The 24917-nt window shown below is 68.7% G+C and carries 15 protein-coding genes and 2 tRNA genes; 7 read left to right on the forward strand and 10 right to left on the reverse strand.

The features are described from left to right. The first annotated feature begins 287 nt into the window (after positions 1-287). Both AS181_RS02290 and acpS read left to right on the forward strand, forming a co-directional pair. Positions 288-9551 carry a type I polyketide synthase gene (locus tag AS181_RS02290; protein ID WP_058250013.1) on the forward strand — a complete coding sequence of 3088 codons (9264 nt, stop codon included), beginning with the start codon at positions 288-290 and terminating at the stop codon, positions 9549-9551. Positions 9552-9589: 38 nt separating this feature from the next. Next, on the forward strand, positions 9590-9982 hold the full coding sequence (acpS, locus tag AS181_RS02295; protein WP_055474732.1) for a holo-ACP synthase AcpS: 393 nt from the start codon (positions 9590-9592) through the stop codon (positions 9980-9982). A 13-nt stretch (positions 9983-9995) separates the two neighbouring features. On the opposite strand, the gene AS181_RS02300 is transcribed toward acpS, so the two are convergent. Together AS181_RS02300 and bcp are read right to left on the reverse strand one after the other, a co-directional pair. Further along, entirely contained in the window at positions 9996-10622 is a 627-nt protein-coding gene (locus AS181_RS02300; RefSeq protein ID WP_055474733.1) for a TetR family transcriptional regulator, read from the reverse strand. A gap of 10 nt (positions 10623-10632) precedes the next feature. Beyond that, entirely contained in the window at positions 10633-11109 is a 477-nt protein-coding gene (gene bcp / locus AS181_RS02305) for a thioredoxin-dependent thiol peroxidase (RefSeq protein WP_055474734.1), read from the reverse strand. 150 nt (positions 11110-11259) lie between these two features. Here bcp and AS181_RS02310 point away from each other — a divergent pair, with 150 nt between their 5' ends. The 3 genes from AS181_RS02310 to AS181_RS02325 all read left to right on the forward strand — a co-directional run bounded on the left by AS181_RS02310 (position 11260) and on the right by AS181_RS02325 (position 13188). Next, complete coding sequence (locus AS181_RS02310) at positions 11260-11484, forward strand: DUF3618 domain-containing protein (RefSeq protein WP_058250014.1); 225 nt, start codon at positions 11260-11262, stop codon at positions 11482-11484. A gap of 127 nt (positions 11485-11611) precedes the next feature. Continuing rightward, positions 11612-11684 (forward strand) — tRNA-Lys (locus tag AS181_RS02315). A gap of 313 nt (positions 11685-11997) precedes the next feature. Further along, positions 11998-13188: a L,D-transpeptidase gene (locus tag AS181_RS02325; protein WP_058250283.1), complete on the forward strand. Its 1191-nt coding sequence runs from the start codon at positions 11998-12000 to the stop codon at positions 13186-13188. 57 nt (positions 13189-13245) lie between these two features. On the opposite strand, the gene AS181_RS02330 is transcribed toward AS181_RS02325, so the two are convergent. From AS181_RS02330 to orn, 5 genes are all read right to left on the reverse strand, one after another. Further along, positions 13246-15297, reverse strand: a complete 2052-nt coding sequence (locus AS181_RS02330) for a neutral/alkaline ceramidase (RefSeq protein WP_058250016.1) — start codon at positions 15295-15297, stop codon at positions 13246-13248. Positions 15298-15640: 343 nt separating this feature from the next. Beyond that, positions 15641-16948 carry an RNA polymerase sigma factor gene (locus AS181_RS02335; protein ID WP_058250017.1) on the reverse strand — a complete coding sequence of 436 codons (1308 nt, stop codon included), beginning with the start codon at positions 16946-16948 and terminating at the stop codon, positions 15641-15643. 3 nt (positions 16949-16951) lie between these two features. Then, a complete protein-coding gene (locus tag AS181_RS02340; protein ID WP_010841666.1) occupies positions 16952-17296 on the reverse strand; it encodes a YciI family protein in 345 nt (114 codons plus the stop codon). 160 nt (positions 17297-17456) lie between these two features. After that, positions 17457-17529: transfer RNA gene (locus AS181_RS02345), tRNA-His, on the reverse strand. A 102-nt stretch (positions 17530-17631) separates the two neighbouring features. After that, the gene (orn, locus tag AS181_RS02350; protein WP_058250018.1) at positions 17632-18231 is read right to left on the reverse strand and encodes an oligoribonuclease; all 600 of its coding nucleotides are present in this window, start codon (positions 18229-18231) and stop codon (positions 17632-17634) included. Between the two features lie 61 nt (positions 18232-18292). On the opposite strand from orn, the gene AS181_RS02355 reads away from it, so the two are divergent. Then, a complete protein-coding gene (locus tag AS181_RS02355; RefSeq protein ID WP_442902763.1) occupies positions 18293-19849 on the forward strand; it encodes a helicase HerA-like domain-containing protein in 1557 nt (518 codons plus the stop codon). A gap of 19 nt (positions 19850-19868) precedes the next feature. Here the strand turns inward: AS181_RS02355 and cmrA are convergent, their stop codons facing one another. The 3 genes from cmrA to AS181_RS02370 form a co-directional block, all read right to left on the reverse strand. Then, positions 19869-20675, reverse strand: a complete 807-nt coding sequence (gene cmrA, locus AS181_RS02360) for a mycolate reductase (RefSeq protein ID WP_058250019.1) — start codon at positions 20673-20675, stop codon at positions 19869-19871. A 41-nt stretch (positions 20676-20716) separates the two neighbouring features. Then, on the reverse strand, positions 20717-22780 hold the full coding sequence (locus tag AS181_RS02365; protein ID WP_058250285.1) for an NADPH-dependent 2,4-dienoyl-CoA reductase: 2064 nt from the start codon (positions 22778-22780) through the stop codon (positions 20717-20719). A gap of 73 nt (positions 22781-22853) precedes the next feature. Next, positions 22854-23402: a PadR family transcriptional regulator gene (locus tag AS181_RS02370; RefSeq protein WP_058250020.1), complete on the reverse strand. Its 549-nt coding sequence runs from the start codon at positions 23400-23402 to the stop codon at positions 22854-22856. Between the two features lie 138 nt (positions 23403-23540). Between AS181_RS02370 and AS181_RS02375 the strand changes: the two genes are divergently transcribed. Then, complete coding sequence (locus AS181_RS02375; RefSeq protein ID WP_058250021.1) at positions 23541-24860, forward strand: uracil-xanthine permease family protein; 1320 nt, start codon at positions 23541-23543, stop codon at positions 24858-24860. Positions 24861-24917 lie beyond the last annotated feature (57 nt).

Consider the following 24917-nt stretch of genomic DNA (forward strand, 5'->3'; position numbering starts at 1 on the left):
CGACGCCGGCTCCGGACAAAACCGGTGCGCGCCAATGTTGTTGTGCGGCAGGCGTGTTCCTTTGTTGTACCAGCTAGTTCGACCCGGCGGTGTCGCCACCGCGGCCGGTCGTGCGCGACGGCGGCGAGACCGATCACGTCAGCGCACGGAAAGGCCGCTGCCGACAGCGTTTCTCGCGCCGCCGCGACTCGCAGACCAACCGCACAACACCCACAGACATCTACTGCACCGCACCTACGCACTCCGCAAGTCCACACTCTGAGACCGACCACCACAGAGGAGTATCCGTGACCGTCGACCAGTTCCGCTCCGGCTCGCAGGGCGCCGCCAACGCAGAACGGCCCACCACCACGCTCATCGAGCGGCTCACGCAGGGCGAGCCCTACGCGATCAGCTTCGGCGGGCAGGGCGGCGCATGGCTGCCCACGCTGACCGAGCTGGTCGTCGACGCCGACCTGGAACACCGGGTCGCCACCATCGTCGATTCCGCCGAACGGCTCGTCGAGCCGGTTGCCGACGAACTCGTCGTGGCACGGGTGTCCGGGTTCCACCCGCTCACCTGGGTGCACGCGCACGACGCAGGTGAAGACGTGCCCGCCGAGGCCACTCTCGCCGATTTCACCCTCTCGGGTCCGGGTGTGCTGCTCACCCAGCTCGCCGCCGTGGAGGCACTCCGCAAGCAGGGCCTGGACACCGCCGTGCTCCCGCCGAAGGCCGTGGTCGGGCATTCCCAGGGCTCGCTGGCCACCGATGCGGTGGGCGCCGACGGCCGGATCGCCGAGTCCGGTCAGGGCCTGCTGCTGGCCGTCGCGCACCTCATCGGCGCCGCCGGTTCGTTGACCGCGCGTCGCCGCGGGCTGGGTGTCACCACCGACGGCACGCCGATGCTCGCACTGACCAACGTCAGCCCGGCTCGCGTCGACGAGATCCTGGCGCAGTACCGCGCCGGCCTGTCCGACAACGATCTGACGACCGCCCCGGTGGTCGCCATCAAGAACAGCCGCACCGCCGTCGTGCTGTCCGGGGCACCGCGGCACCTCGCCGCGTTCGCCGCCCTCTGTGAGCGGGTCGCCGCGACCGAGGCCGACGAGCGCAAGCGCAAGCTCACCGGCGGGGCGCCGTTCGCGCCGAAGTTCGACCACCTGCAGGTGTCGGTGGCCTTCCACCACCCGGCGATGGCAGAGGCTGTCGAGCTGGTCGGCCAGTGGGCTGACCGCTGCGGCATCGACCGTGACCTCGCCACCCGCCACGCCCACGACATCCTCGTCGGGCACGTCGACTGGGTCGCCTCGGTCGACTCGATCGTGGCCGGCGGCGCCAAGTGGGTCCTGGACTTCGGTCCCGGGGACATCGCAACCCGTCTCACCGCATCATTGGTCCGCGGGCAGGGCGTCGGCCTGGTGCCCGCCGCGCTGCGAGTCGGACAGCGCAACCTGTTCAGCCCCGGCGGCGTGCCCGAGGTCGCGACCCCGTGGTCGCAGTTCGCGCCGACCCTCGTCGAGCTGCCCGACGGCCGTACCGTCGTCGAGACCTCCTTCACCCGCCTCACGGGACGTTCGCCGATGCTGCTCGCCGGCATGACGCCGACGACCGTCGACCCGGCCATCGTCGCCGCCGCGGCCAACGCCGGACACTGGGCCGAGCTGGCCGGTGGCGGTCAGGTCACCGAGGAGATCTTCGCGCGCAACATCGCCACGCTCACCGATCTGCTCGAGCCGGGACGCGAGGCGCAGTTCAACGCGTTGTTCCTCGACCCCTACCTGTGGAAGCTGCAGCTCGGCGGCAAGCGCATCGTGCAGAAGGCCCGCGCGCAGGGAGCCCCGCTCGACGGCGTCATCGTCTCGGCGGGCATACCCGAACTCGAGGACGCGGTCGCGCTCGTCGACGAGTTCGTCGAGGCCGGACTCCGGTTCGTCGCCTTCAAACCCGGCACCGTGGAGCAGATCCGGTCCGTCGTGCGCATCGCGGCCGAGGTTCCGCATCACCCGATCATCGTGCAGATCGAGGGCGGCCGCGCCGGTGGCCACCACTCGTGGGAAGACCTCGACGACCTGCTGCTCGCGACCTACGGCGAGCTCCGCGCCCGCCCGAACGTCGTGATCTGCGTCGGCGGTGGCATCGGCACGCCCGAGCGCGCCAGTGAATACCTCACCGGCAGCTGGTCGGCCGGCTACGGCTACCCGACGATGCCGCTCGACGGCATCCTCATCGGCACCGCCGCCATGGCGGCCAAGGAGGCGACGACCACCCCCGAGGTCAAGCAGCTCCTCGTCGACACCGCCGGCATCGACGAGTGGATCGGCGCCGGTCACGCCACCGCCGGAATGGCGTCCGGCCGTTCGCAGCTCGGCGCCGACATCCACGAGGTCGACAACACCGCGTCGCGGTGCGGCCGGCTGCTCGACGAGGTCGCCGGTGACGCCGACGCCGTGGCCGCCCGCCGCGACGAGATCATCGCCGCGATGGCCGACACCGCGAAGCCGTACTTCGGCGACGTCGCCACCATGACCTACCGCGAGTGGCTCGACCGGTACGCCGCGCTGGCCGTCGGTGACGCCCGCGGCGAGCAGGTCCCGTGGGCCGACATCACCTGGCAGCAGCGCTTCGTGGAGATGCTGCAGCGCACCGAGGCGCGCATGCACCCGCAGGACTCCGGGCCCATCCCGACGATGTTCGCCGAGGTCACCGCTGCCGCCGATGCGTATGCCGCAATCGACGCGCTCGGCAGCGTGTACCCCGAGATCGACACCGACATCCTGCATCCCGCGGACGTCGCGTTCTTCCTGGAGCTGTGCCGCACCCCCGGCAAGCCCGTCAACTTCGTGCCGGTGATCGACAAGGACGTGCGCCGCTGGTGGCGCAGTGACTCCCTGTGGCAGGCCCACGACCCGCGCTACGGCGCCGACGCCGTCTGCGTCATCCCGGGGCCGGTCGCCGTCGCGGGCATCACCCGCGTCGACGAGCCCGTGGGCGAACTGCTCGATCGGTTCGAGGCCCGGGTCGCGTCCGATCTGCAGGCCACCGGCGAGCGCCCGGTCGCCGTCGCCTCCCGGCACCGGGCCGGGCTGGCCGAGGAGGCCGGCGTGCTGACCTCGGTGCTGGAGTCCGACGACGTCAGCTGGGCCGGCCGGATCGTGGCGAGCCCGATCGCGCTGCTCGGCGATCGCGACGCCTGGACCGTGGTCGGACCCGAGCGGGCCGAACACGCCGTCAGCGGCGCCGTCCTGGAGCAGGTCTCCGCCGACTCCGACGCCACCCGTTTCGACCTCGTCGTCCCCATCTCGGGCGCTTCCGTGCGTATCCCGCTGCTGGCCGGCGAAAGCCTGCGCGACGGTGGTTCGCCGCTGGTGGGCCTCGACGACGCGTCGACCGCGATGCGCGAGATCCTCACCGTGGCCGCCGGCGGCAGCCTGGCCGAGGTGACCGACGGCGTGTCGGTCACGACCGTCTCCTGGCAGCCGGATTCGGTCGCCGATCACGCTGCGGTGACCGGGTTCTCCCTGCCGCCGCACCTGCGCCCGACCACCCCGACCGACCCGTTCGGTTTCGCCGTGCCCGACACCCTGGTCGGCGCGTGCTGGCCGAGCGTGTTCAGCGTCATCGGCGCCGCCCGCACCGATTCCGGTGACCCGGTCGTCGAGGGTCTGCTCGACCTGGTCCACCTCGATCACGCGATCGCGCTGACCGGGGAGATCCCCGCCACCGCAGCCGAACTGACCGTCACCGCACGGACCGGCGCGGTCCGGGATGCCGACGTCGGTCGTGTCGTCGAGGTCACGGTGGAGATCGCCGGACCAGCCGGCCCGATCGCGACGCTCGAGGAGCGTTTCGCGATCCGTGGGCGTCTGGGCGCCGCCGAGCTCACCGACCCGGCCCGGGCCGGCGGTGCACCCGCCGCCGAGCAGTCGGCCACCCGCAAGCTGCTCCGGACGGCCACCATCACCGCGCCGAACCGGATGACCGGTTTCGCCGTCGTGTCCGGTGACCGCAACCCCATCCACACCGACGCCGCAGCCGCGAAGCTGGCCGGTCTCGGCGACCCGATCGTCCACGGGATGTGGCTGTCGGCCGCCGCGCAGCAGGTCGTCACCGCGACCGACGCGAAGAATCCGACGCCATCGCCTCGTCCGCTGATCGGCTGGACCGCACGCTATCTCGGCATGGTCCGGCTCGGCGACCGCATCTCGGTGCGCGTCGACCGCGTGGGTCTCGACAACGGCAACGAGGTCGTCGAGGTCAGCGCCAAGGTCGGCGACAACCTCGTGATGAGCGCGACCGGTCTGCTCGCCGCGCCGCGGACCGTCTACGCGTTCCCCGGCCAGGGCATCCAGAGCAAGGGCATGGGACTCGACGCCCGCTCGCGGTCGAAGGCCGCCCGCAAGATCTGGGATCGTGCCGACAAGCACACCCGTGCGGCGCTGGGCTTCTCGATCCTCGCCGTGGTCCGCGACAACCCGACGACGCTCGTCGCCAACGGGACCACCTACAACCACCCCGACGGCGTGCTGTACCTGACGCAGTTCACCCAGGTCGCCATGGCGACGCTCGGTGTCGCGCAGATCGCCGAGCTCAAGGAGTCCGGTGGCTTCGTCGAGGGTGCCATCACGTGTGGTCACTCGGTCGGTGAGTACAACGCGCTCGCCGCATGCGCCGGCGTCCTCCCGCTCGAGGCCGTCCTCGAAGTCGTGTTCCAGCGCGGCGAGGCCATGCATCACCTCGTCCCGCGAGATGAGCAGGGGCGCAGTGACTATCGGATGGCCGCCATCCGGCCGAGCCAGTTCGGTCTGGCCGACGCCGAGGTCACCGACTTCGTGTCCGGCGTGGGCGCCGCGGGCGGCGAGTTCCTGGAGGTCGTCAACCTCAACCTCCTCGGCTCGCAGTACGCGATCGCCGGCACGGTTCGCGGTCTCGAACTGCTCGAGGCCGAGATCGACCGGCGGCGTGCGGAGTTCGGGGGCAAGCGCGCGTTCATCCTGATCCCGGGCATCGACGTCCCGTTCCACTCGAGCGTGCTGCGCGCCGGGGTCCCGGAATTCCGCGGCAAGCTCGCCGAGCTGCTGCCCGCCGACATCGACATCGACATCCTGATCGGCCGCTACATCCCCAACCTGGTGCCGCGCCTGTTCAACCTCGGACGCGACTTCGTCGAGGAGATCGCGGCGCTGGTGCCGTCGGATCCGCTGAACGAGGTCCTCGCCGACTGGGACGCCTGGGAGGCGACCCCGAGCGAACTGGCCCGGGTGATCCTGATCGAGCTGCTCGCCTGGCAGTTCGCCAGCCCGGTGCGGTGGATCGAGACCCAGGAACTGCTGTTCAGCGGTCCCGAGCGGAACGGGCTGGGAGTCCAGCGCTTCGTCGAGATCGGTCTGAAGGGCGCCCCGACGCTGTCGGGTCTGGCCACCAACACCCTCAAGCTCGACGACTACGCCGCGGCCACCACCGAGGTGCTCAACGTCGAGCGCGACACCGACACGATCCTGGCCAAGGACGCCGGGCACGAGCCCGACGAGGACGAGCTCGACGTTCCCGCAGCGGCCGAGACGTCGGCGGCGGACGCGGCTCCGGCCGCCGCGGCGGCGCCCGCGCCTGCTGCTCCCGCGGCACCGGCGGCACCCGCCGGCGGCCCGCGTCCCGACGACATCGCGTTCACGCCGTCGGATGCGGTGAAGTCCGTGATTGCGCTGTGGACCAAGATGCGCGTCGACCAGATCGGGTCCGCGGACACAATCGAGGCGCTCTGCGACGGTGTGTCGTCGCGTCGTAACCAGCTGCTCCTCGACATCGGCGGCGAGCTCGGACTCGGCGCCATCGACGGTGCCGCCGAAGCCGACATGACCGCGCTGTCGTCGACCGTGGAGACCCTCGCCCGTGGCTACCGGCCGCTGGGTGCGGTGCTCACCGATGCGGTCAGCGACCAGGTCCGCAAGGTGCTCGGCCCGCTGGGCAAGCGCCAGAACTACATCACCGACCGCGTGTCGGGTGTCTGGCAGCTGGGTCCGGGGTGGGGTCTGCACACCACCGTCGCGCTGGCGTTGGGCACCAGGGACGGCGCGTCCGTCCGCGGCGAGGCGCTGGGCAATCTGCTCGACGGCCCGCTGACGGACACCGATTCACTCGACACCCTCATCGACAAGGCCGTGTCCGCGGTGGGTGCGGACAAGGGCATCCCGGTCGGCAAGCCGGCCGCCGAATCCGGTGGTGGCGCAACGGTCGACGCCGCGGCGCTGGGAGAGTTCACCGAGCAGATCACCGGCCGGTCCGGCGCGCTGGCCTCGGCCGCGTACACCCTGCTGGACAAGCTCGGACTCGCCGAGGTCGCCGATCTCGCCGAGGCCGTGGCCGACCCGAACGCCGAGCTCGCCGAGCTGGTCAGCGCCGAACTCGGGTCGGACTGGGCCCGTACCGTGGCGCCGGCCTTCGACGCGGCCAAGGTCGTCCTCATCGACGACCGGTGGGCAACCGCCCGTGAGGATCTCGTCCGACTCTGGCTGACCGACGAGCAGGACCTCGACGCCGACTTCGACACCATTGTCGGCGGGTTCGCCGGAGCCGGTGACACCGTCGCCGACCACGCCACCTGGTGGCAGGGCAAGGCCCTCGCGAACGGAAACGCCGTGCACGGCCGCATCTTCGGCGCGATCGCGCACGCTGCGGAGAATCCCGAGAAGGGTGCCTACAGCCGCGAGATCGCCGTGGTGACCGGTGCCAGCAAGGGTTCGATCGCCGCCGGCGTGGTCGCCGGGTTGCTGGCCGGCGGCGCGACCGTGATCGCCACGACGTCGCGCCTGAACTCCGACCGTCTCGCCTTCTACAAGAAGCTGTACCGCGAGAACGCCCGGGCCGGTGCCGCGCTGTGGATCGCTCCCGCGAACATGGCGTCGTACGCCGATGTCGACGACCTCGTCGGCTGGCTCGCGGGGGAGCAGACGGAGAACCTCGGTGGCACAACGGCAGTGGTGAAGCCGGCGATGAAGCCGACGCTGCTGTTCCCGTTCGCCGCACCGCGGGTCGCCGGTGATCTCACCGACGCCGGCGGTCGCGCCGAGCTGGAGATGAAGGTGCTCCTCTGGTCGGTGGAGCGGCTCATCGGCGGTCTCGCCGAAGTCCATTCCGATCACGACATCGCCGCCCGCGTGCACGTCGTGTTGCCCGGTTCGCCGAACCGCGGCATGTTCGGCGGCGACGGTGCCTACGGCGAGAGCAAGGCCTCGCTCGACGCACTCGTACAGCGCTGGTCGGCCGAGGAGTCCTGGGGTTCCAAGACGACGCTCGCCCACGCACTGATCGGCTGGGTGCGCGGCACCGGGCTGATGGGTCACAACGACGGGATGGTCGACGCGGTCGAGGCGGCGGGTGTGCGCACCTGGAGCACCGACGAGATGGCGGCGAACCTGCTCACCCTGTGCAGCCCCGAGCAGCGGTCGGCCGCGGTGAGTGCGCCGATCCTGGCCGACTTCACCGGCGGCCTGGACAGCTCGACCGACCTCAAGGCGCTCGCGGCCACCGCGGCGGCGGCCGCCGAGGAGTCCGCGGACACCGACGAGGAGTCGGCGACGACCGTCGCGGCGCTGCCGGCACCGGCGCGCGCCCCGAAGGCGATGCGTCCGCAGTGGCCGTCGATCGACGCCCGACCCGAGGACCTCGTGGTCATCGTGGGTGCCGGCGAGCTCGGCCCGTTCGGTTCGGCCCGCACCCGCTTCGAGATGGAGGTCGACGAGAAGCTGTCGGCCGCAGGCGTTCTCGAGCTCGCCTGGAACACCGGACTGGTGCACTGGGATTCGGCGCCGAAGCCGGGCTGGTACGACACCGCGTCCGGAGACCCGGTGCCGGAGAGCGAGATCGCCGAGCGGTACCACGACGAGGTCGTCGCCCGCTGCGGTATCCGCCGCTACGCCGACGACGGGGCGATGGTCGACAACACCTCGCCGCTGCTGACCTCGGTCTTCGTCGACGAGGACCTGACCTTCACGGTCAACTCCGAGGCCGAGGCGCGAGCATTCGCCAGTGCCAACCCGGAGAAGACCCGGGTCACGCAGAACGCCGACGGCGACTGGCAGGTCACCCGGTTGGCGGGCACCGAGATCCGCGTTCCGCGCCAGTTCGCGCTGACCCGGACCGTGGGCGGTCAGATCCCGACCGGTTTCGACCCGACCCGCTGGGGCGTCAGCCCCGACATGGTCGAGTCGATCGACCGGGTCGCCCTGTGGAACCTGGTGGCCACGGTCGACGCCTTCCTGTCGTCGGGCTTCACGCCGAGCGAACTGATGCGCTGGGTGCACCCCGGTCTGGTCGCCAACACGCAGGGCACCGGTATGGGCGGCATGACCTCCATGCGCGACCTGTACGTCAACACCCTGCTGGGCGAGGCCAACGCCAACGACATCCTGCAGGAGGCCCTGCCGAACATCGTTGCGGCACACGTGGTCCAGTCGTATGTCGGTAGCTACGGCGCGATGATCCACCCGGTGGCGGCATGTGCGACCGCAGCTGTGTCGGTCGAGGAGGGCGTCGACAAGATCCGCCTCGGCAAGGCGCTGTTCGCGGTGGCGGGCGGCTTCGACGACCTGGGTATCGAGGGCATCGTCGGCTTCGGCGCGATGTCGGCGACCGCCGACTCGGCGAAGATGACCGCGCGCGGCATCGACGATCGCCGGTTCTCGCGTGCCAACGATCGCCGACGCGGCGGGTTCGTCGAGTCGGCCGGCGGCGGCACGATCCTGCTCGCCCGCGGCGATGTCGCGGCCGAGATGGGTCTGCCGGTGCTCGGTGTGGTCGCGTGGGCGCAGAGCTTCGGCGACGGTGTGCACACCTCGATCCCGGCTCCGGGTCTCGGTGCCCTGGGCGCGGCTCGCGGGTCACTGTCCTCGCCGCTGGCACGTGCGCTCGGTTCGCTCGGCGTCAGCGCCGACGACGTGGCGGTCGTGTCCAAGCACGACACCTCCACCAAGGCGAACGATCCGAACGAGTCCGAACTGCACGAGCGGCTCGCGGCGGCCATCGGCCGCGGCAAGGGCGCACCGCTGTTCGTGGTGTCGCAGAAGTCGCTGACCGGTCATGCCAAGGGTGGCGCGGCGGCCTTCCAGCTCATCGGTCTGTGCCAGATCCTGCGTGACGGCGTGATCCCGCCCAACCGCAGCCTCGACTGTGTCGACGACAAGATGGCCGAGTACCCGCACCTGGTCTGGCCGCGGGAGACCCTTCAGCTCGGCGAGCGGTTCCCGCTCAAGGCGGGCCTGTTGACCAGCCTCGGCTTCGGTCACGTGTCCGGACTGATCGCGGTGGTGCACCCGGAGGCGTTCATCGCCTCGCTGAACCCGGAGGAGCGCGACGCCTACCGTCAGCGCGCCGACGAGCGGACCCGCCAGGGTAGTCAGCGCTTCCTGCAGTCGATCTGCGGTGGCGAGCCTGCCTACCAGCGTCCGCCGAACCGTCGCTTCGACGAGTCGGTCGACGAGCACGACGCCGAGGCGGGCATGCTCCTCGATCCGCAGACCCGTCTGGACGGCGCCGACGTCTACGTCGCCGGTGAGCCGGTGGCGGGTGGTCGGTGACACCCGGTGAGGCGAATGGCGCGAGCGACTACCAAGGGATGAGCGTTCTCGGTGTGGGAATCGACATCGTGTCGATCCCGGAGTTCGGCGAGCAGCTCCGGCAGCCGGGTACGACGTTCGCCGACCGGTTCACGGTCGGCGAGCGTCGGGACTCGGCCGCCGGGACCGGCGACGACGCCCGGCATCTGGCCGCCCGCTGGGCGGCCAAGGAGGCGGTCGTGAAGGCGTGGTCGGTGAGCCGCTTCTCGCGGTCGCCGCTGTTGCCGCTGATCCGGCACAGCGACATCGAGGTCGTGACCGACACGTGGGGCCGTCCGGCCATCCGTCTGTCGGGCGAGATCGGCGAGCATCTGCGCGACACGACCGTGCATGTGTCGCTGACCCACGACGGGGACACCGCTGCGGCGGTGGCCATCCTCGAGGGCAGGTAGCCCCGCGCGGCTCTCAGACCGTCGTCGACTCCTCGAGCAGCAGATAGCCGGCGAGCATCCGCTTGAGTTCGGCGACGGTCTCGTCGTGGTCGTGGCCGTCCTGTACGGAGAAGCTCAGGAGCGAGTAGGCCGTGTGGACGAGCACCTGGGACATCATCTCGCGGCGTTCGCGCTGCGACGGCGTGAGCGGCGCGATGATCCGCGCGACCTGTTCGGCGAGCACCCGTTCGTTCAGCGACGCCGTGGCGCGGGTCGCCGGTGTCGACTGGACGGCCAGCCACACCGCCCGCCGCGACGGGTCGGTGCGCCACAGGGCCGCCAGGTGATCGAGGAACTTCTCGAGCAGGCTGGGCCACTCCAGGGACGGCACCTCCGAGGAAAACGCCGTGAGTTCCTCGCGGACGTCGACGGTGTCCTGGCGGTCCAGCTCGCACACGATGACGTACTTGTTCGCGAAGTACTGATAGAGCGTGCCGATGGGGACCTCGGCCCGGGTCGCGATCTCCTCACAGGTCAGCGATTCGAACCCGACGTCGATCAACAGCTCGCGTGCTGCTTCGAGCATCGCCTGGAACTTGCGCTTGCTGCGTTCCTGAGTGGGCCGCTTGCGCGGCACCAGCGGTTCGGCGGACTCGGGCATCGGGGCCGGCTCAGACGGACAGGTCGCGGCGCAGCTTGGCGACGTGTCCGGTGGCCCGGACGTTGTACTGCGCGAGTTCGATCGTGCCGTCGGCGTCGACCAGGAACGTCGACCGGATGACGCCGGTGACGGTCTTGCCGTACATCTTCTTCTCCCCGAATGCGCCCCACTCGGTGAGCACCTTCTTCTCCGGGTCGCTGAGCAACGGGAACGTCAGGCCCTCGGCCTCGACGAACTTCGCCAGCTTCGCGGGCTTGTCGGGGGAGATGCCGAGGACCGCGATCCCGGCCTCGTTCAGCTCGCCGAGGTTGTCGCGGAAATCGCACGCCTGCTTGGTGCACCCCGGGGTGGCCGCTGCGGGATAGAAGTAGACGACGACCTTGCGGCCGGCGTAGTCCGACAACGAGACCGGGTCGCCGTTCGCGTCGGGCAGCGTGAACGACGGCGCCGTGTCGCCCACGGACAGTCGGGTGGTGGTCTCAGCCATGAGAGCCAGGCTAGTGCATGGCGACATGCCCGGATGCCGGGATGTCGTAGCATCGAGTCGCTGCCATCTGGCGGTTCGTCCCCGGCGCCGAGAGGTCGTGCGGCGGCCGGGAAGTGAGAAGACCAACGAGAAGCGCCGGAAGGATGCAACGTGGCCGGAGATACCGAACGTATCGAGCAGGACATCGCCAAGGCCCGTGAGGACCTCGCCAGCACGCTCGACGCGCTGGCCGAGCGCGCCAACCCCCAGCGGCTCGCCGACGACGCCAAGTCGAAGGCTCTCGCGACACTGCAGACGCCTGCGGTGAAGTACGCACTCGCCGGGGTCGGCGCCCTGGTCCTGCTCGTCGTCGTCCGCAAGGTCGCCTCGCGATGACCCGCTGATCCAGCAATCGGCGGCGCGACCTCGTCCGCACGGGCCCGTCGAACGGCAGAAGCCACTCCGACCAGGCGATTTCACTTCTGCCGCGGGGGTCCTGTAAGGTTCCATCTCGCACCGCCAAGCGCCATTAGCTCAATTGGCAGAGCAGCTGACTCTTAATCAGCGGGTTCGGGGTTCGAGTCCCTGATGGCGCACAGAGTACTCAAGACGCCTCGCATCGAGCGAGGCGTCTTGTGGCGTCTCAGACGGTTTCGACCGCGGCCGGTGGTCGATGAACGGCAGATGAACGTTCGGCGTTTCGGGTGCGCAACACGCCGCTCGAATGGATGACGGCCGAAGCGTTCGGTCCGATCTCTCGTACACTGGTCCGCGACATCGGGGTTCGGAATGTCCGTTTCGGATTCGGGGTGTGCAGTGTTCTCAAGGTTGCGGGGCAGCGTGACCGACCGGTTCGGGGTCGGGGCGTCGACAGGCGGGAGTGAGATGGGGATCGGTCGTACTCGGCGGATGCCGCTGATCATCAGCGGTGTGATGTTGGCAATCGTCGCGCTGGTGACGTCGTGCACGCAGGAGGCGTCGTACTCCGACAACGTCAGCAGTTCGAGTCTCTTCGACGATCTGCTCAAGCCGGGTCTCGAGATCACCGAGTGGGCCGAACGTCCCCTGAACGACAACGCCGTCGGCGTGCAGCCGGGTGCGCCCATCAAGGTGAAGACCAGTGAGGGCACCATCAGCCGGGTGCTGATCAAGAAGTCCGACGGCACCCCCGTCAAGGGCACACTCGCCGACAACGACACGGTGTGGGTCAGCAACGAGGCCCTCGGCTACAACCGCACCTACACCCTGGAGACCGACGCGGTGGGCATCGGTGGTGCGGTCACCAAGAAGGTCACCTTCACCACGAGCAGCCCCAACAACCTGACGCAGGCGTATCTGACACCGAGCCCCGGCGAGACCGTCGGTATCGGACAGCCGGTCGCGGTGAAGTTCGACGAGCCGATCGCGGATCGTCGTGCGGCGCAGCGCGCCATCCGGATCACCACCGACCCTCCGGTCGAAGGGGCCTTCTACTGGATCAGCCCGAGCGAGGTCCGGTGGCGGCCGGCGGAGTACTGGAAGCCGGGCACCAAGGTGCGGGTCGCGGTCAACACCTACGGCATCGACCTGGGTGACGGACTCTTCGGCCAGGAGAACGTGCGGACCAACTTCACCGTCGGACGCTCGATGATCGTCACGGCCGACGACAACACCAAGCAGGTCGTCTTCGAACGCGACGGCAAGGTCATCCGGACCATGCCGACGTCGATGGGCAAGGCCGGCGACGAGACCGACAACGGCATCTACCTGGTCTCGGACAAGCACGACCACATCATCATGGACTCGTCGACCTACGGCGTGCCGGTCAATTCGTCGAACGGTTACCGCACCCCGGTCGACTACGCGACCCGGATGTCCTACAGCGGCATCTTCTTCCACTCCGCACCATGGTCGGTGTGGGCGCAGGGCAACACCAATACGAGTCACGGCTGCCTGAACCTGAGTCCGGAGAACGCTCTCTGGGTCATGGAGAACACCCTCCGCGGCGACCCGGTCATCGTGAAGAACACCACGGGCGGAACATTGTCGGGCACCGATGGTCTCGGCGACTGGAACATCCCATGGTCGGTGTGGCGCAAGGGCAACGCCGACAACGCCTGACGCTCAGCACGCCTTCGGACGCCACCGAACCGCAGCGCGGTCGGTGGCGTCCGTGCGTCAGCGGGACCCGACGCGGAACGTGCGACTCGTCCCAGAGACGGGCCTCGTCGACCCGTTCGCATCGCGGCTGTCCCCGAAGTAGCGGATGCGGTACATCCCGGAGGCGTCCGTCGGCGACCGCCAGGTGATCGTGATCCGCGACGTGTCGGTGCTGCCTGCCGGGCGCGCCCACCGGAACTCCGTGGACCAGTCGTTGTCGTCGGCGACCGTCGTCCACTCGCTGCCGGTACGCCGCTGCACCTCGAGATAGGTCCGGCCGTGCCGGAAGTCGTTGTTGGGATGCGCGCCGACGAACTGCACGGTCACGGTCGAACCGGGGCGGTACGTGGCGTCGGGTTCACGCAGGACGTCGCCGTAGCGTCGGCCCGGTATCGGACGGTCGGCGGGGACTGGGGGCACCAGGTCGGGTTGCAGTGCGGATTTGTCGACCGGCGCCGGACCACGGCCGATCCGGCGTCCGGACGACATGGCCGCGGCGAGCGCGGCGAACTCCTGCAGGTAGGCGGACAGGGTGTACCGCCCGAATTGGGTCTCGCCGCCTTCGTAGTGCTGCAGGTCGTATTCCTCGGGCGTCGTGACGTACTGGGTGTAGGCGTTCGCGAACCCCTGCACGAGGACGTTGTCGACGTCGGTCCGCAGTTCGTCGGCGACCACTCGACGCAGCCGCAGACCCGCGACGACGGTGACCTCGGCGGGTACGGCGACGAGCACGAGTTCGCCGATGCGCATGAGCTGCAGCGGCACCACCGCCGGGATCCAGCCCGAGGGCGGCAGCAGACCGAGCGGGAACGCGATCAGTTTGGGCGCCTGCATGTCTCGCATCCACGGTGCGATCGGTGGGACGCGGTCTCCGCCGAGCGCGGTGACGAGGGGATTGGTCATGCCCTCCACGAGGAAGGGCAGCGGTTGCTCGTAGTTGTCCTCGCTGCTGGTCGCGACCGCGCCGGCACCCATCATCGCGGGGGTGGTCGACGCCGGTCGGCCGTCGGGTGTGTAGGTACCGGAGATCCGGACCGCCGACATGTCGACGTACCGCACGATGGAGTCGACGCCGCCCCGGGTCATCGGACGGGCCGCCTCGAAGCCTCGCCGTCCGGCGACGTACTGACGCTCGCCGATGAGTTCGCAGTTGCGCCTGTTGTCCGATGTCGGTCCGCGCGGATCGAACTGCGCGAGTGCGAGGTTCGGCGTCATGTCGCCGGAGTTGGTCTGTGGGAAGGCGGCCACGAACCCGGGCAGGGTGCGCTCCCACAGGTGGCTCGCGTAACCCTTGTTGTCGCCGGCGATGAGGACGTTGCGGTCGGTGAGGGACGTGCCGTGTGTCGGGAACCAGGTGATGGCACCGACATCCCGGCCGCCGGAGGCGTCGTGCCGCCGCAGTCGTAGCACCGTCACCTGAGGGTCGATCGCATCGGGGAAGTGCCGCTTGTCTGCCGACGGGTTCGCGTCGAAGGCGACCCGGGATCGATTCCGGCTGGCGTCGTGCAGTTCCTCGCGGCCGATCGTGACGCTGCCGGGCGCGAGATTCTCGTGCGCGCGAACGATCGCGGCGAACATGCCGTCGATCTCGGCGTCGTAGGAGTTCTTCTTGAACCCGAACGCGGCGAGCGAATACGCGTAGTCCCAGGACGTGCCGCCGCAGGAGGCGTGCGTGTGCTGTGCATTCAGATTCACGTTCGATTCGGTGTACAAGGAGCCGAATCGGTTGCGCAGCTTGACCATCAGGCCCATGTGGTGCGACTGGAACAGGCACGCGAGGTCGGCGGTCAGGAAGACGACGCGCTGCCCGGTGGCGGGATCGACGATGATGTAGGCCCGCGCCCAGCAACGCTGCAGGAGCCCGGCCGCGACCTGCTCTGGATTCGAATACCCCATCATGCCCTGGCCGGCGACCGCGCCCGTGACATCTCCGATGCCGCAGCCGACGAGGTAACTCGTCGACCCCGGGGGCGACGCGCCGGCCGGGGCGGCGGACAGGCCGGACCCGAGCCCGGCCGCGGCGGCGGTCGCGGCGGCACCGGCCATCAACTGTCTGCGCGTGAGGTCCACGTGCCGTCCTTCCGGGCGTCGGACGACACCGGCAGACGTGCGGTGTCATCGCGGCACACACCCTGACGGCGCGGCCGTGTGGTCGAGATCAGTTCAGGACGTCGAACTCAGTCGTTGTCGTCGCCGCCCGGGATCCCGATGATGAACCCGATCCCGATGATGATGCACGAGATCAGGGCAACGGCAGGCATGACCCAGTAGGAAGGCATGTGGTGAACGTTACTGCGAGGCATGCCCATGCGCCCGGCTTCGGGGACTTTCGGGGACGAAGGTCCCCGGTCGGGTGCGACCCCGAAACGACGGGCCAGATGTAGCTCTTCGTTGCGCCAGGAGCAACGACGCACTACATCTGCGTGCCCGACTGGAGTCCGGCCAGTGCGTCGGCCAGATAGTCGTCCTCGGCCTCGTTGCCGGGCAGGTCGAGTGCGCGGCGGTACGCGTCGGCCGCACTGCGGTCGTCGCCCAGTTCGCTCAGCGTGAGGGCACGGGCGATGTGAAAGGGCCGGAACCGGTCGAGTTGTGTGTCCGGCTGCAATCGATCGAGCATCGCGATACCGCGCGCCGGGCCGTACGCGCGTCCGACGGCGACTGCGCGACCGACGCGCACCACGGGTCCGGGATCGTGCACTTCGAGTAGTCGGTACAGGACGGCGATCTGGGTCCAGTCGGTCTCGTCCGCGGTGGCGGCCTCGGCGTGCACGGCCGCGATCGCCGCCTGGATCGTGTACAGACCGGCGTCTGCTTGTGCCGCAGCGTGTTCCGCGAGCGCGACGCCCTCGGCGACGAGCGCCCGGTCCCAGAGCCGGCGATCCTGGTCATCCAGCGGAACCGGTCGGCCGTCGGAGTCGAGTCGAGCCGGCCGGCGGGACTGGGTGAGCAACAGAAGGGCGAGCAGTCCGGTGGTCTCGGCGTTGGGGAGCAGTGCGCGCAGGGTGCGCGCGAGGCCGACGGCCTCGTCGGTGAGGTCGTCGCGGATGTGCGCGTCACCGGTCGAGCGCGCGAACCCCTCGGAGAACAGCAGGTAGATGACCCGCAGGACCCCGCCGAGCCGACTCGGGAGATCGCCCTCGCGCGGCGGCGCGAACGGAACACCCAGCGCGCCGATCCGCTTCTTGGCGCGCACGATTCGCTGCTGGGTCGTCGGTACCGGGATCAGCAGCGCATGCGCGACCTCCGCGGTGGTCAGCCCGGCGACGAACCGGAGGGTGAGCGCGATCCGGTCCTCGGCGCGTAGCACGGGATGGGCGCAGGCGAAGAACATGCCGAGGCGTTCGTCCGGCAACCCCGGTGGCGGCGCCTCGGCCGGGTCTCTGAACTCCGCAGGGGTGGAGGCACGTTCGCTCTCGGTGTGCAGGCGGGCCAGTTTCCCGGCGAGGACGGATTCACGCCGCACCACGTCGAGCGCCTTGCGTTTGGCCGTCGTCGTCAGCCATGCCTCCGGTGAATCCGGGACTCCGGTACGCGACCAGGTGATCAGGGCCTGCGCGATCGCGTCCTGCAACGCGTCCTCCGCGAGGTCGAGATCGCCGAACTTCTTCGTGAGCGTGGCGAGTACACGAGAACGGACGTCGCGATCGACGGCCGACACCGCCCGGCGGGCCACGGACCCTGCGGAATCCGTGGCCGCCGAACGGTGTGAATTGTTCGTCATCGCTCAGTACGGTGCGAGCGGCCGGATCTCGACATGGCCGCCGGGCGCCGAACCGGGGCTGCGGCGGGCCCACTCGATCGCCTCGTCGACGTTCGCGACGTCGATGACGTACACCCCGCCGACGAACTCCCGCACCTCGGCGAACGGCCCGGACGACGCGACCACCCGCTCGCCGCTGTCGTCGGTGTGCACCACCGCGCGCTCGTCCTCCAGCGCGAAGGAGTTGACGACGACACCGGCCTTGGTGATCTCCTCGTCGAAGGCGAAGAACTCTTCGGGGCTGGCGCCACCGTCCTCACCACAGGCCGGATCGTTGACATGTCCCATGAGCAGCAATGCGTACTTCATCGTTCCTCCAGTCTCGGCCGACTGATGTGGCCATGATGCCGAACCGGATCGGTCCGACACCATGGTGACGTACGGCGATTCCGGATATCGACAGCAAGCCGGGGAAGAGACCGCAGCACCAAAAAGCCCCGCCTGCGGATCGCAGACGGGGCTTCGTCGGGGTGGATGACGGGACTCGAACCCGCGACAGCCAGGATCACAACCTGGTGCTCTACCAACTGAACTACATCCACCATCGGCGTCGGAAACCTGGGCGTCAGCGCCGGGTCTCAGAGCCATCAACACTCTAGCGGGTCGGTGCCGCAGAACTCCAATCGGTTACCCGACCTGCGTGTTCAAGCGGGGCCGAGGTCGTTGACGATCTCGGCGAGGGCATCGGTGTCGGGGCCGGGGGCGGGCACGAACGCCGCGGCGCGGTAGTAGCGGAGTTCCCGGATCGACTCGCGGATGTCCGCGAGGGCCCGGTGCGCGAGCCCCTTCTCTGGCTGGCCGAAATAGACCTTGGGGTACCAGCGCCGGCACAGCTCCTTGATCGAGCTGACGTCGACCATGCGGTAGTGCAGGTAAGCGTCGAGTTCGGGCATGTCTCGCGTGATGAATCCGCGGTCGGTGGCGATCGAGTTGCCCGCGAGGGGGACCGCGCCGGCTGTGGTCACATGCTTGCGGATGTAGTCGAGCACCAGCTTCTCGGCCTCGGCGAGGGTGACCGTGGACGCCCGTACCTCCTCCGTGAGTCCCGACGCCGCATGCATCTTGGTCACCACGTCGGGCATCGACGCCAGCGCCTCGTCGTCGGCGTGGATCACGACGTCGACACCGTCGCCGAGGATGTTGAGGTCGCCGTCGGTCACCAGGGCCGCGATCTCGATGAGTTTGTCCGACTCGAGTCGGAGTCCGGTCATCTCGCAGTCGATCCACACCAATTTGTCCTGCACCCGACAACCTTAGCCAACCTCGCGCGCGAATCCGCGGGACATCGGCCCCGAGGTCTATCGTGTGCTCGTGACCGAAGCCTCCAGTCCGGCGCAGCACATCGCCGCCGGATACGCGTTCAGCGCCGCCGCACTCGAACTTGGTGCCGTCTCGGTGTCGGGGCAGGTGGATCCCGAGGCGAAGGTCCGTATCCCGCTGTCGATGATGAACCGGCACGGTCTCGTCGCCGGTGCGACCGGGACGGGAAAGACCAAGACGCTGCAGCTCATCGCCGAGCAACTGTCGAGCAACGGCGTTCCTGTCGTCATGGCCGACATCAAAGGCGACCTGTCGGGATTGAGCCGGGCGGGCGCGAGCAACGACAAGATCGTCGAACGATCCCACCAGACCGGTGACGACTGGCAACCGGCGGCGCACCCGGTCGAGTTCGTCTCACTGGGTTCGGCGGGGATCGGGGTGCCGATCCGTGCGACCATCACCTCGTTCGGGCCGATCCTGCTCAGTAAGGTGTTGGGGCTCAACGCGACCCAGGAGTCGACGCTGGGCCTCATCTTCCACTGGGCGGACAAGAAGGCCTTGCCGCTTCTCGATCTGAAGGATCTGCGGTCGGTCATCGCCTTCCTCACCAGCGATGAGGGCAAGACCGAACTGAAGGGGATCGGCGGGGTGTCGCGGCAGACCGCCGGCGTGATCCTGCGTGCGCTGTCGAATCTCGAGGCCGACGGCGGTGACACGTTTTTCGGCGAACCCGAGATCGATCCCGCCGACCTCATCCGGACGGCGCCCGACGGACGCGGCATCATCACGTTGTTCGAGCTCGGTACCCAGGCGGCACGGCCCGCGCTCTTCTCCACCTTCCTCATGTGGATTCTGGCCGATCTGTTCGAGTTCCTGCCGGAGGTGGGCGACCTCGACAAACCGAAGCTGGTCTTCATCTTCGACGAATCGCATCTGCTGTTCGACGACGCGTCGAAAGCCTTTGAGGACCAGGTCGTCCAGACGGTGAAACTGATCCGGTCGAAGGGCGTCGGCGTGTTCTTCTGCTCCCAGCTGCCGACGGACATCCCGAAAGAAGTGTTGTCCCAGCTGGGTGCCCGGATCCAGCACGCGCTGCGGGCCTTCACCCCCGACGACCAGAAGGCGCTGCGTACGACGGTCAAGACCTACCCCGTGTCGGAGGTCTACGACCTCGAGCAGGTGCTGACCTCCCTCGGTACGGGCGAGGCGATCGTGACCGTGCTGTCCGAGCGCGGTGCGCCGACCCCGGTCGCGTGGACGGTGGTCCGTGCGCCCCGGTCGGCGATGGAGGCCATCGGCGCCGACGCCGTCACCTCGGCGGCGAAAGCCGGGCCGTTGTACGCGAAGTACGGCACGCCCATCGACCGCGAGTCGGCGTACGAGATCCTGGCCGCCAACACCCTCGCACCGGGGGAGCCCGCCGACGCACCGGCACCCGTGCCGCCGACGCCGGCCCCGGAGCCGATGCCGGAGGAGCCGGGGCTGCTGACCGAGGTGCTCACGAGCAAGCCGATGCAGAGTTTCCTGCGATCGGCGGCCAGCGCAGCCGGACGTGAGTTCAGTCGCGCGATCTTCGGCACGGGGCGTCGCCGCCGGCGCTGAACGGCGGTCTAGACGACTCCTACTCTGCGCTGAACTTGCGGTAGAAGCCGCCGACGATCGGGGCCACCACCCCGCGCGGTGTGTACCCGCCGGCCACCGACATCGCCTTGGACAGGGTGCCGGGCACGACGCGCATCTTGTTGTGCGCCAACGCGTCCAGACTCATTTCGGCGACCTTGGCCGAGGAGTGCCACAGGAAGTCCGGGACGACCTTGTCGACGATGGACGCCTCGTCCGGGGTGGGAGTGTGCGTGCGCACCGGGCCGGGCGCGAGCAGGGTGACGTGCACGCCCTGCCCGGACACCTCGCCGCGCAGGGACTCGCTGAAGCTGTTCACGAAGGCTTTCGATGCCGCGTACGTCGCGTTGTTGGGAATCGGCATGTTTCCGGCGGCTGACCCGACCATCAGGATGCCGCCCGAGCCGCGCCTGACCATCTGCGGGAGCACCGCCAGGGTGAGGTCGTGGACCGCGTTGACGTTGAGGCGGACCTGCGCGCGTTCGTAGTCGGCGTCGAGGTCGGCGACCGGTCCGAAGGTCGCGATGCCCGCGTTGTTGCAGAGGATCGAGATGTCGCGGCCGGCGAACTCGGCGGCGAGCACTTCCACCTTCGTCGGGTCCGACAGGTCGACCGCGCGGACCTCGACCGAGACCTCGTGTGCCGTGCGGAGTTCGCCGGCGAGTTCCTCGAGAAGGTCGCCCCGGCGGGCGACGAGGATGACCGAATGACCCCGGGCGGCCAGCGCGCGTGCGAGTTCCCGTCCGATTCCGGACGAGGCCCCGGTGACGACGGCACGGGCGGTGGCGGAGGGCGGCGGTACCGGCATGTCGCAATGGTAGCCGCCGCCTCTCGCGCCGAGACCGAGCGTCAGTCGATGCCGGCGGCGACCTCGGTGCCCTGCCGGATCGCGCGCTTGGCGTCGAGCTCGCCGGCGTAATCGGCCCCGCCGATCACATGCGTCGTGACCCCGGCCAGCGTCAACGGATCGACCAGATCGCGTACCGACTCCTGGCCTGCGCAGATCACCACGTTGTCGACCTCGAGCACGCGGGTGTCGGTGACGTTGCCCTCGTCGTCGCGGAAGCTCAGATGCAGCCCCTGGTCGTCGATCTTGTCGTAGGTGGCGCCGCTGATCTGCTCGACGCCCTTCATCTTCATCGTCGCGCGATGGACCCATCCGGTGGTCTTGCCGAGGGACTTGCCCTGCTTACCGACCTTGCGCTGGACCAGGTAGACTTGACGCACCGGCGGAAGCGGCCGCGGCTTGGTGACGAAGCCGGGCTTCTCCGGATCCTCCGTCACGCCCCATTCCTGTTCCCACTCTTTGAGATTCACCGTCGGCGACTCGTCGGTGGTGAGGAACTCGCTGACGTCGAAACCGATGCCGCCGGCACCGATCACGGCCACACGCTTGCCGATCTCCCGATGTCCGAGCACGGCGTCGGCGTACGACATCGCCATCGGGTGATCGACGCCGGGGAAGCTCGGGATGCGCGGCACGACGCCGGTCGCGACGATCACGTCGTCGAACTTCTCGGCGATGATCTGCTCGGCGTCGGCGCGGGTGTTCAGCCGGACCTCGATACCGAGCACCTCGATCTGACGGGTGAAGTAGCGGATCGTCTCGCTGAACTCCTCCTTGCCTGGAATGCGTGCGGCGATGGAGAACTGGCCGCCGATGGAGTCGCCGCCCTCGAACAGGGTGACCTTGTGGCCTCGCTTGGCGCCGGCGACGGCTGCCGACAGGCCGGCCGGGCCCGCGCCGATCACGGCGAGGCGCTTGGCCTTTCGTGTCGGACCCAGGATGAGCGTGGTCTCGCGTCCCGCGATCGGGTTCACCAGGCACGACACGTGTTTGCCGACGAAGGCGTGGTCGAGGCAGGCCTGGTTGCAGCCGATGCAGGTGTTGATCTCGTCGGAGCGACCCTCGCGGGCCTTGTTCGCCAGGTGGGGATCGGCGAGGAACGGCCGGGCCATCTGGATGGCGTCGACGCGTCCGTTCGCGAGGATCTCCTCGCCGAGTTCCGGGGTGTTGATGCGGTTGGCCGCGATCAGCGGGATCGAGACCTCGTCGCGGAGCCGTTCGGTGAACTTCACGAACGCGCCGCGCGGCACCGAGGTGACGATGGTGGGAACCTGGGCCTCGTGCCAGCCGATATCGGTGTTGATGGCGTCGACGCCGTACTGCTCGGCCTTGCGAGCCATCAGCGCGACCTCGTCCCAGGTCTGTCCCTTGCGGATCAGGTCGGCGATCGACTGACGCAGGATCACCGGGTAGTCGCGGGGGACCTGACGGCGGATCTCCTTGATGACCTCGACCAGGAAACGCTGGCGGTTCTCGGTGTTGCCGCCCCATTTGTCGGTGCGGTCGTTGGTGTGGGGGCAGAGGAACTGGTTGATGAGGTAGCCCTCGCCGCCCATGATCTCGATGGCGTCGTAGCCGGCCTTGCGTGCCAGCTTGGCGGACTGCCCGAACGACCTGATGACGTGGCGGATGATCGGCTCGGTCATCTTCAGATGCTTGAAGGGGTGGATCGGCGACGGATCGGTGCCGGGAGCGACCTTGAACGGCGTGTATCCGTAGCGGCCGGCGTGGATCAGCTGCATCGCGATCTTGCCGCCCTCGTCGTGCACGGCCTTGGTCACGCGCTTGTGGCGGGTCATGTCGACGACGTTGGTCATCTTGCCGCCGGCGAAGGCGAGCAAACCCGTCCGGCTGGTGCCGAAGCCGCCGGTGATGATCAGTCCCGCACCGCCTTTGGCGCGTTCGGCGAAGTACGCGGCCAGCTTGTCGGTGTCCCAGAACCGGTCCTCGAGACCGGTGTGCATCGAACCCATGACCAGTCGGTTCTCGATGGTCATGCCGCCGATCTGCAGGGGCGTGAACAGGTGCGGATAGTGCTGGTTCGGTTGTGCCGTCGGGGCTGACATGGCGCGACCTTTCATCTCGGTGAACCTGGGTGGACGGATTGGCGGTATCGAAGGTGTTGCGGGACTGGCTAACTCAGCTCTCGGTCAATTCCCGTTCGAGTCCGTGGATGACCTCGTCGCACCATTCGATGTATCCCTGCTCCTGGCGGATGCCGCCGCGGAGGACGAGGTACTGGTGCAGCTTGCGGCCGGTGAGCGTGTCGGGATCGGGGTAGTAGTCGGCCTGGAAGCCGGTGTAGAGCTTCAGTTGCGCGAGGTGCTCGTCGCGGTGGGCCTTGAGTTCGCCGATGATGGCGGCGAGGTCGCCGAACTCCGCGGCCCGCAGCTTCACGCCGATGTCGCTGCGGAGCGGTTGCAGTGGGGTCGGACTCATCGCCCAGTCGGCCAGGGCGTCGCGCCCGGCATCGGAGATCGTGTAGACCTTCTTGTCCGGACGGCCGTCCTGACTGATCGACTCGACGCTGACCAGTTCGTCGTCGAGGAGCTTCTTCAGCGTCCGGTAGATCTGCTGGTGCGTGGCTGACCAGAAGTAGCCGATGCTGCGGTCGAATTGTTGACCGATCTCATAGCCCGTTCCCGGTCGCTCGGCCAGCGACACCAGAATCGCGTGTTCGAGCGCCATGAGAGCAAGCTACCACTGCAACAACGCACTATGCAACAAGGTGTATATGAGTCGAGTTGCATATCGGGCGGCGGCGACGCCGACCGAGGAGGACCCGAAGTGAGGCGTCGTCAGCATCCGTGCCGCACACTGTTCGGCATGGGTGAACCGGAGACGAGGTCTCGGAATCTGCTGTCCTGGAAGCTGACCGACAACGCGGTCGTGGCACCGGAGGAACGGCTGACCTGGCCGCGGACGGTCAGCATCGGCCTGCAGCACGTGGTCGCCATGTTCGGCGCGACCTTCCTCGTCCCCGTGCTGACCGGATTCCCACCGTCGACGACGCTGTTCTTCTCCGGCGTCGGCACGATCCTGTTCCTGCTGATCACCCGCAACCGCCTGCCCAGTTACCTGGGTTCGAGTTTCGCCATCATCGCGCCGGTGACGGCCGCCGTCGCCTCCGACGGGGCGTCGTCGGCGCTCGGGGGACTCGTGGCGGTCGGCGCTCTGCTCGTCGTCATCGGGCTCATCAGCCATTTCGCGGGTGTTCGGTGGATCGAGACCCTGATGCCACCCGTCGTGACCGGCGCGATCGTCGCGTTGATCGGGCTCAATCTGGCGCCGGCGGCCAAGAACAACTTCGTCGCCGATCCCGTCCTGGCGACGATCGTGCTGGTGCTGCTGGTGGCATCCGCGGTGCTGTTCCGCGGGCTGCTCGGTCGCCTGGCGATCTTCTTGAGCGTCGTGGCCGGCTATGTCCTCGCGCTGATCCTCGACCGGATCGACAGCGACAACGACTACATCGACACCTCCGCCATCGGCGACGCCGCCTGGATCGGACTGCCCGACTTCCAGACGCCAACGTTCGACCTGGGTGTCCTGCCGTTGTTCCTCCCCGTGGTGCTGGTGCTCGTCGTCGAGAACATCGGCCACGTGAAGTCGGTCGCGATGATGACCGGGAAGGACTACGACGCGACCATGGGTCGGGCGCTGGCCGCGGACGGAGTGGCCACCATGCTGGCCGGCAGCGGCGGCGGGTCGGCCACGACGACCTACGCCGAGAACATCGGCGTGATGTCGGCGACCAAGGTGTACTCGACAGCAGCCTATTGGGTGGCCGGCGGCGCGGCGATCCTGCTCGGACTGTCGCCCAAGGTCGGCGCCGTGATCGCCGCGATCCCGCCTGGCGTGCTCGGCGGTGTCACGACCGCGCTCTACGGTCTGGTCGGTGTCATCGGCGTCCAGATCTGGGTGGCGAACAAGGTCGATTTCTCCAAACCGATCAATCAGTTCACCGCGGCGATCCCGCTCATCATCGGCATCGCCGACTACACCTGGCAGGTCGGCGACCTCGTGTTCGCCGGCATCTCGCTGGGCTCGGTCGCGGCACTGGTCATCTATCACTCCATGCGCCTCATCGGCGTGTGGCGGGGGACGGTGGATGTCGGCCGGACGGGCACTCACCACGGCGACGCATAGGTGTCCGACCGACGACCCCCAACTCGACTGATCGACTTCGATCGAGGTCCAGGAGTC

Origin of the sequence: Gordonia sp. SGD-V-85 (assembly GCF_001456905.1) — a bacterium.
GTDB classification, from domain to species: domain Bacteria; phylum Actinomycetota; class Actinomycetes; order Mycobacteriales; family Mycobacteriaceae; genus Gordonia; species Gordonia hongkongensis.

Coding starts and splice junctions, on each gene's coding strand:
- acpS (WP_055474732.1), top strand. CDS start 9,590: ATGAGCGTTCTCGGTGTGGGAATCGACATCGTGTCGATCCCGGAGTTC.
- AS181_RS02300 (WP_055474733.1), bottom strand. CDS start 10,622: ATGCCCGAGTCCGCCGAACCGCTGGTGCCGCGCAAGCGGCCCACTCAG.
- bcp (WP_055474734.1), bottom strand. CDS start 11,109: ATGGCTGAGACCACCACCCGACTGTCCGTGGGCGACACGGCGCCGTCG.
- AS181_RS02325 (WP_058250283.1), top strand. CDS start 11,998: ATGCCGCTGATCATCAGCGGTGTGATGTTGGCAATCGTCGCGCTGGTG.
- AS181_RS02335 (WP_058250017.1), bottom strand. CDS start 16,948: ATGACGAACAATTCACACCGTTCGGCGGCCACGGATTCCGCAGGGTCC.
- AS181_RS02340 (WP_010841666.1), bottom strand. CDS start 17,296: ATGAAGTACGCATTGCTGCTCATGGGACATGTCAACGATCCGGCCTGT.
- cmrA (WP_058250019.1), bottom strand. CDS start 20,675: ATGCCGGTACCGCCGCCCTCCGCCACCGCCCGTGCCGTCGTCACCGGG.
- AS181_RS02365 (WP_058250285.1), bottom strand. CDS start 22,780: ATGTCAGCCCCGACGGCACAACCGAACCAGCACTATCCGCACCTGTTC.
- AS181_RS02370 (WP_058250020.1), bottom strand. CDS start 23,402: ATGGCGCTCGAACACGCGATTCTGGTGTCGCTGGCCGAGCGACCGGGA.
- AS181_RS02375 (WP_058250021.1), top strand. CDS start 23,541: ATGGGTGAACCGGAGACGAGGTCTCGGAATCTGCTGTCCTGGAAGCTG.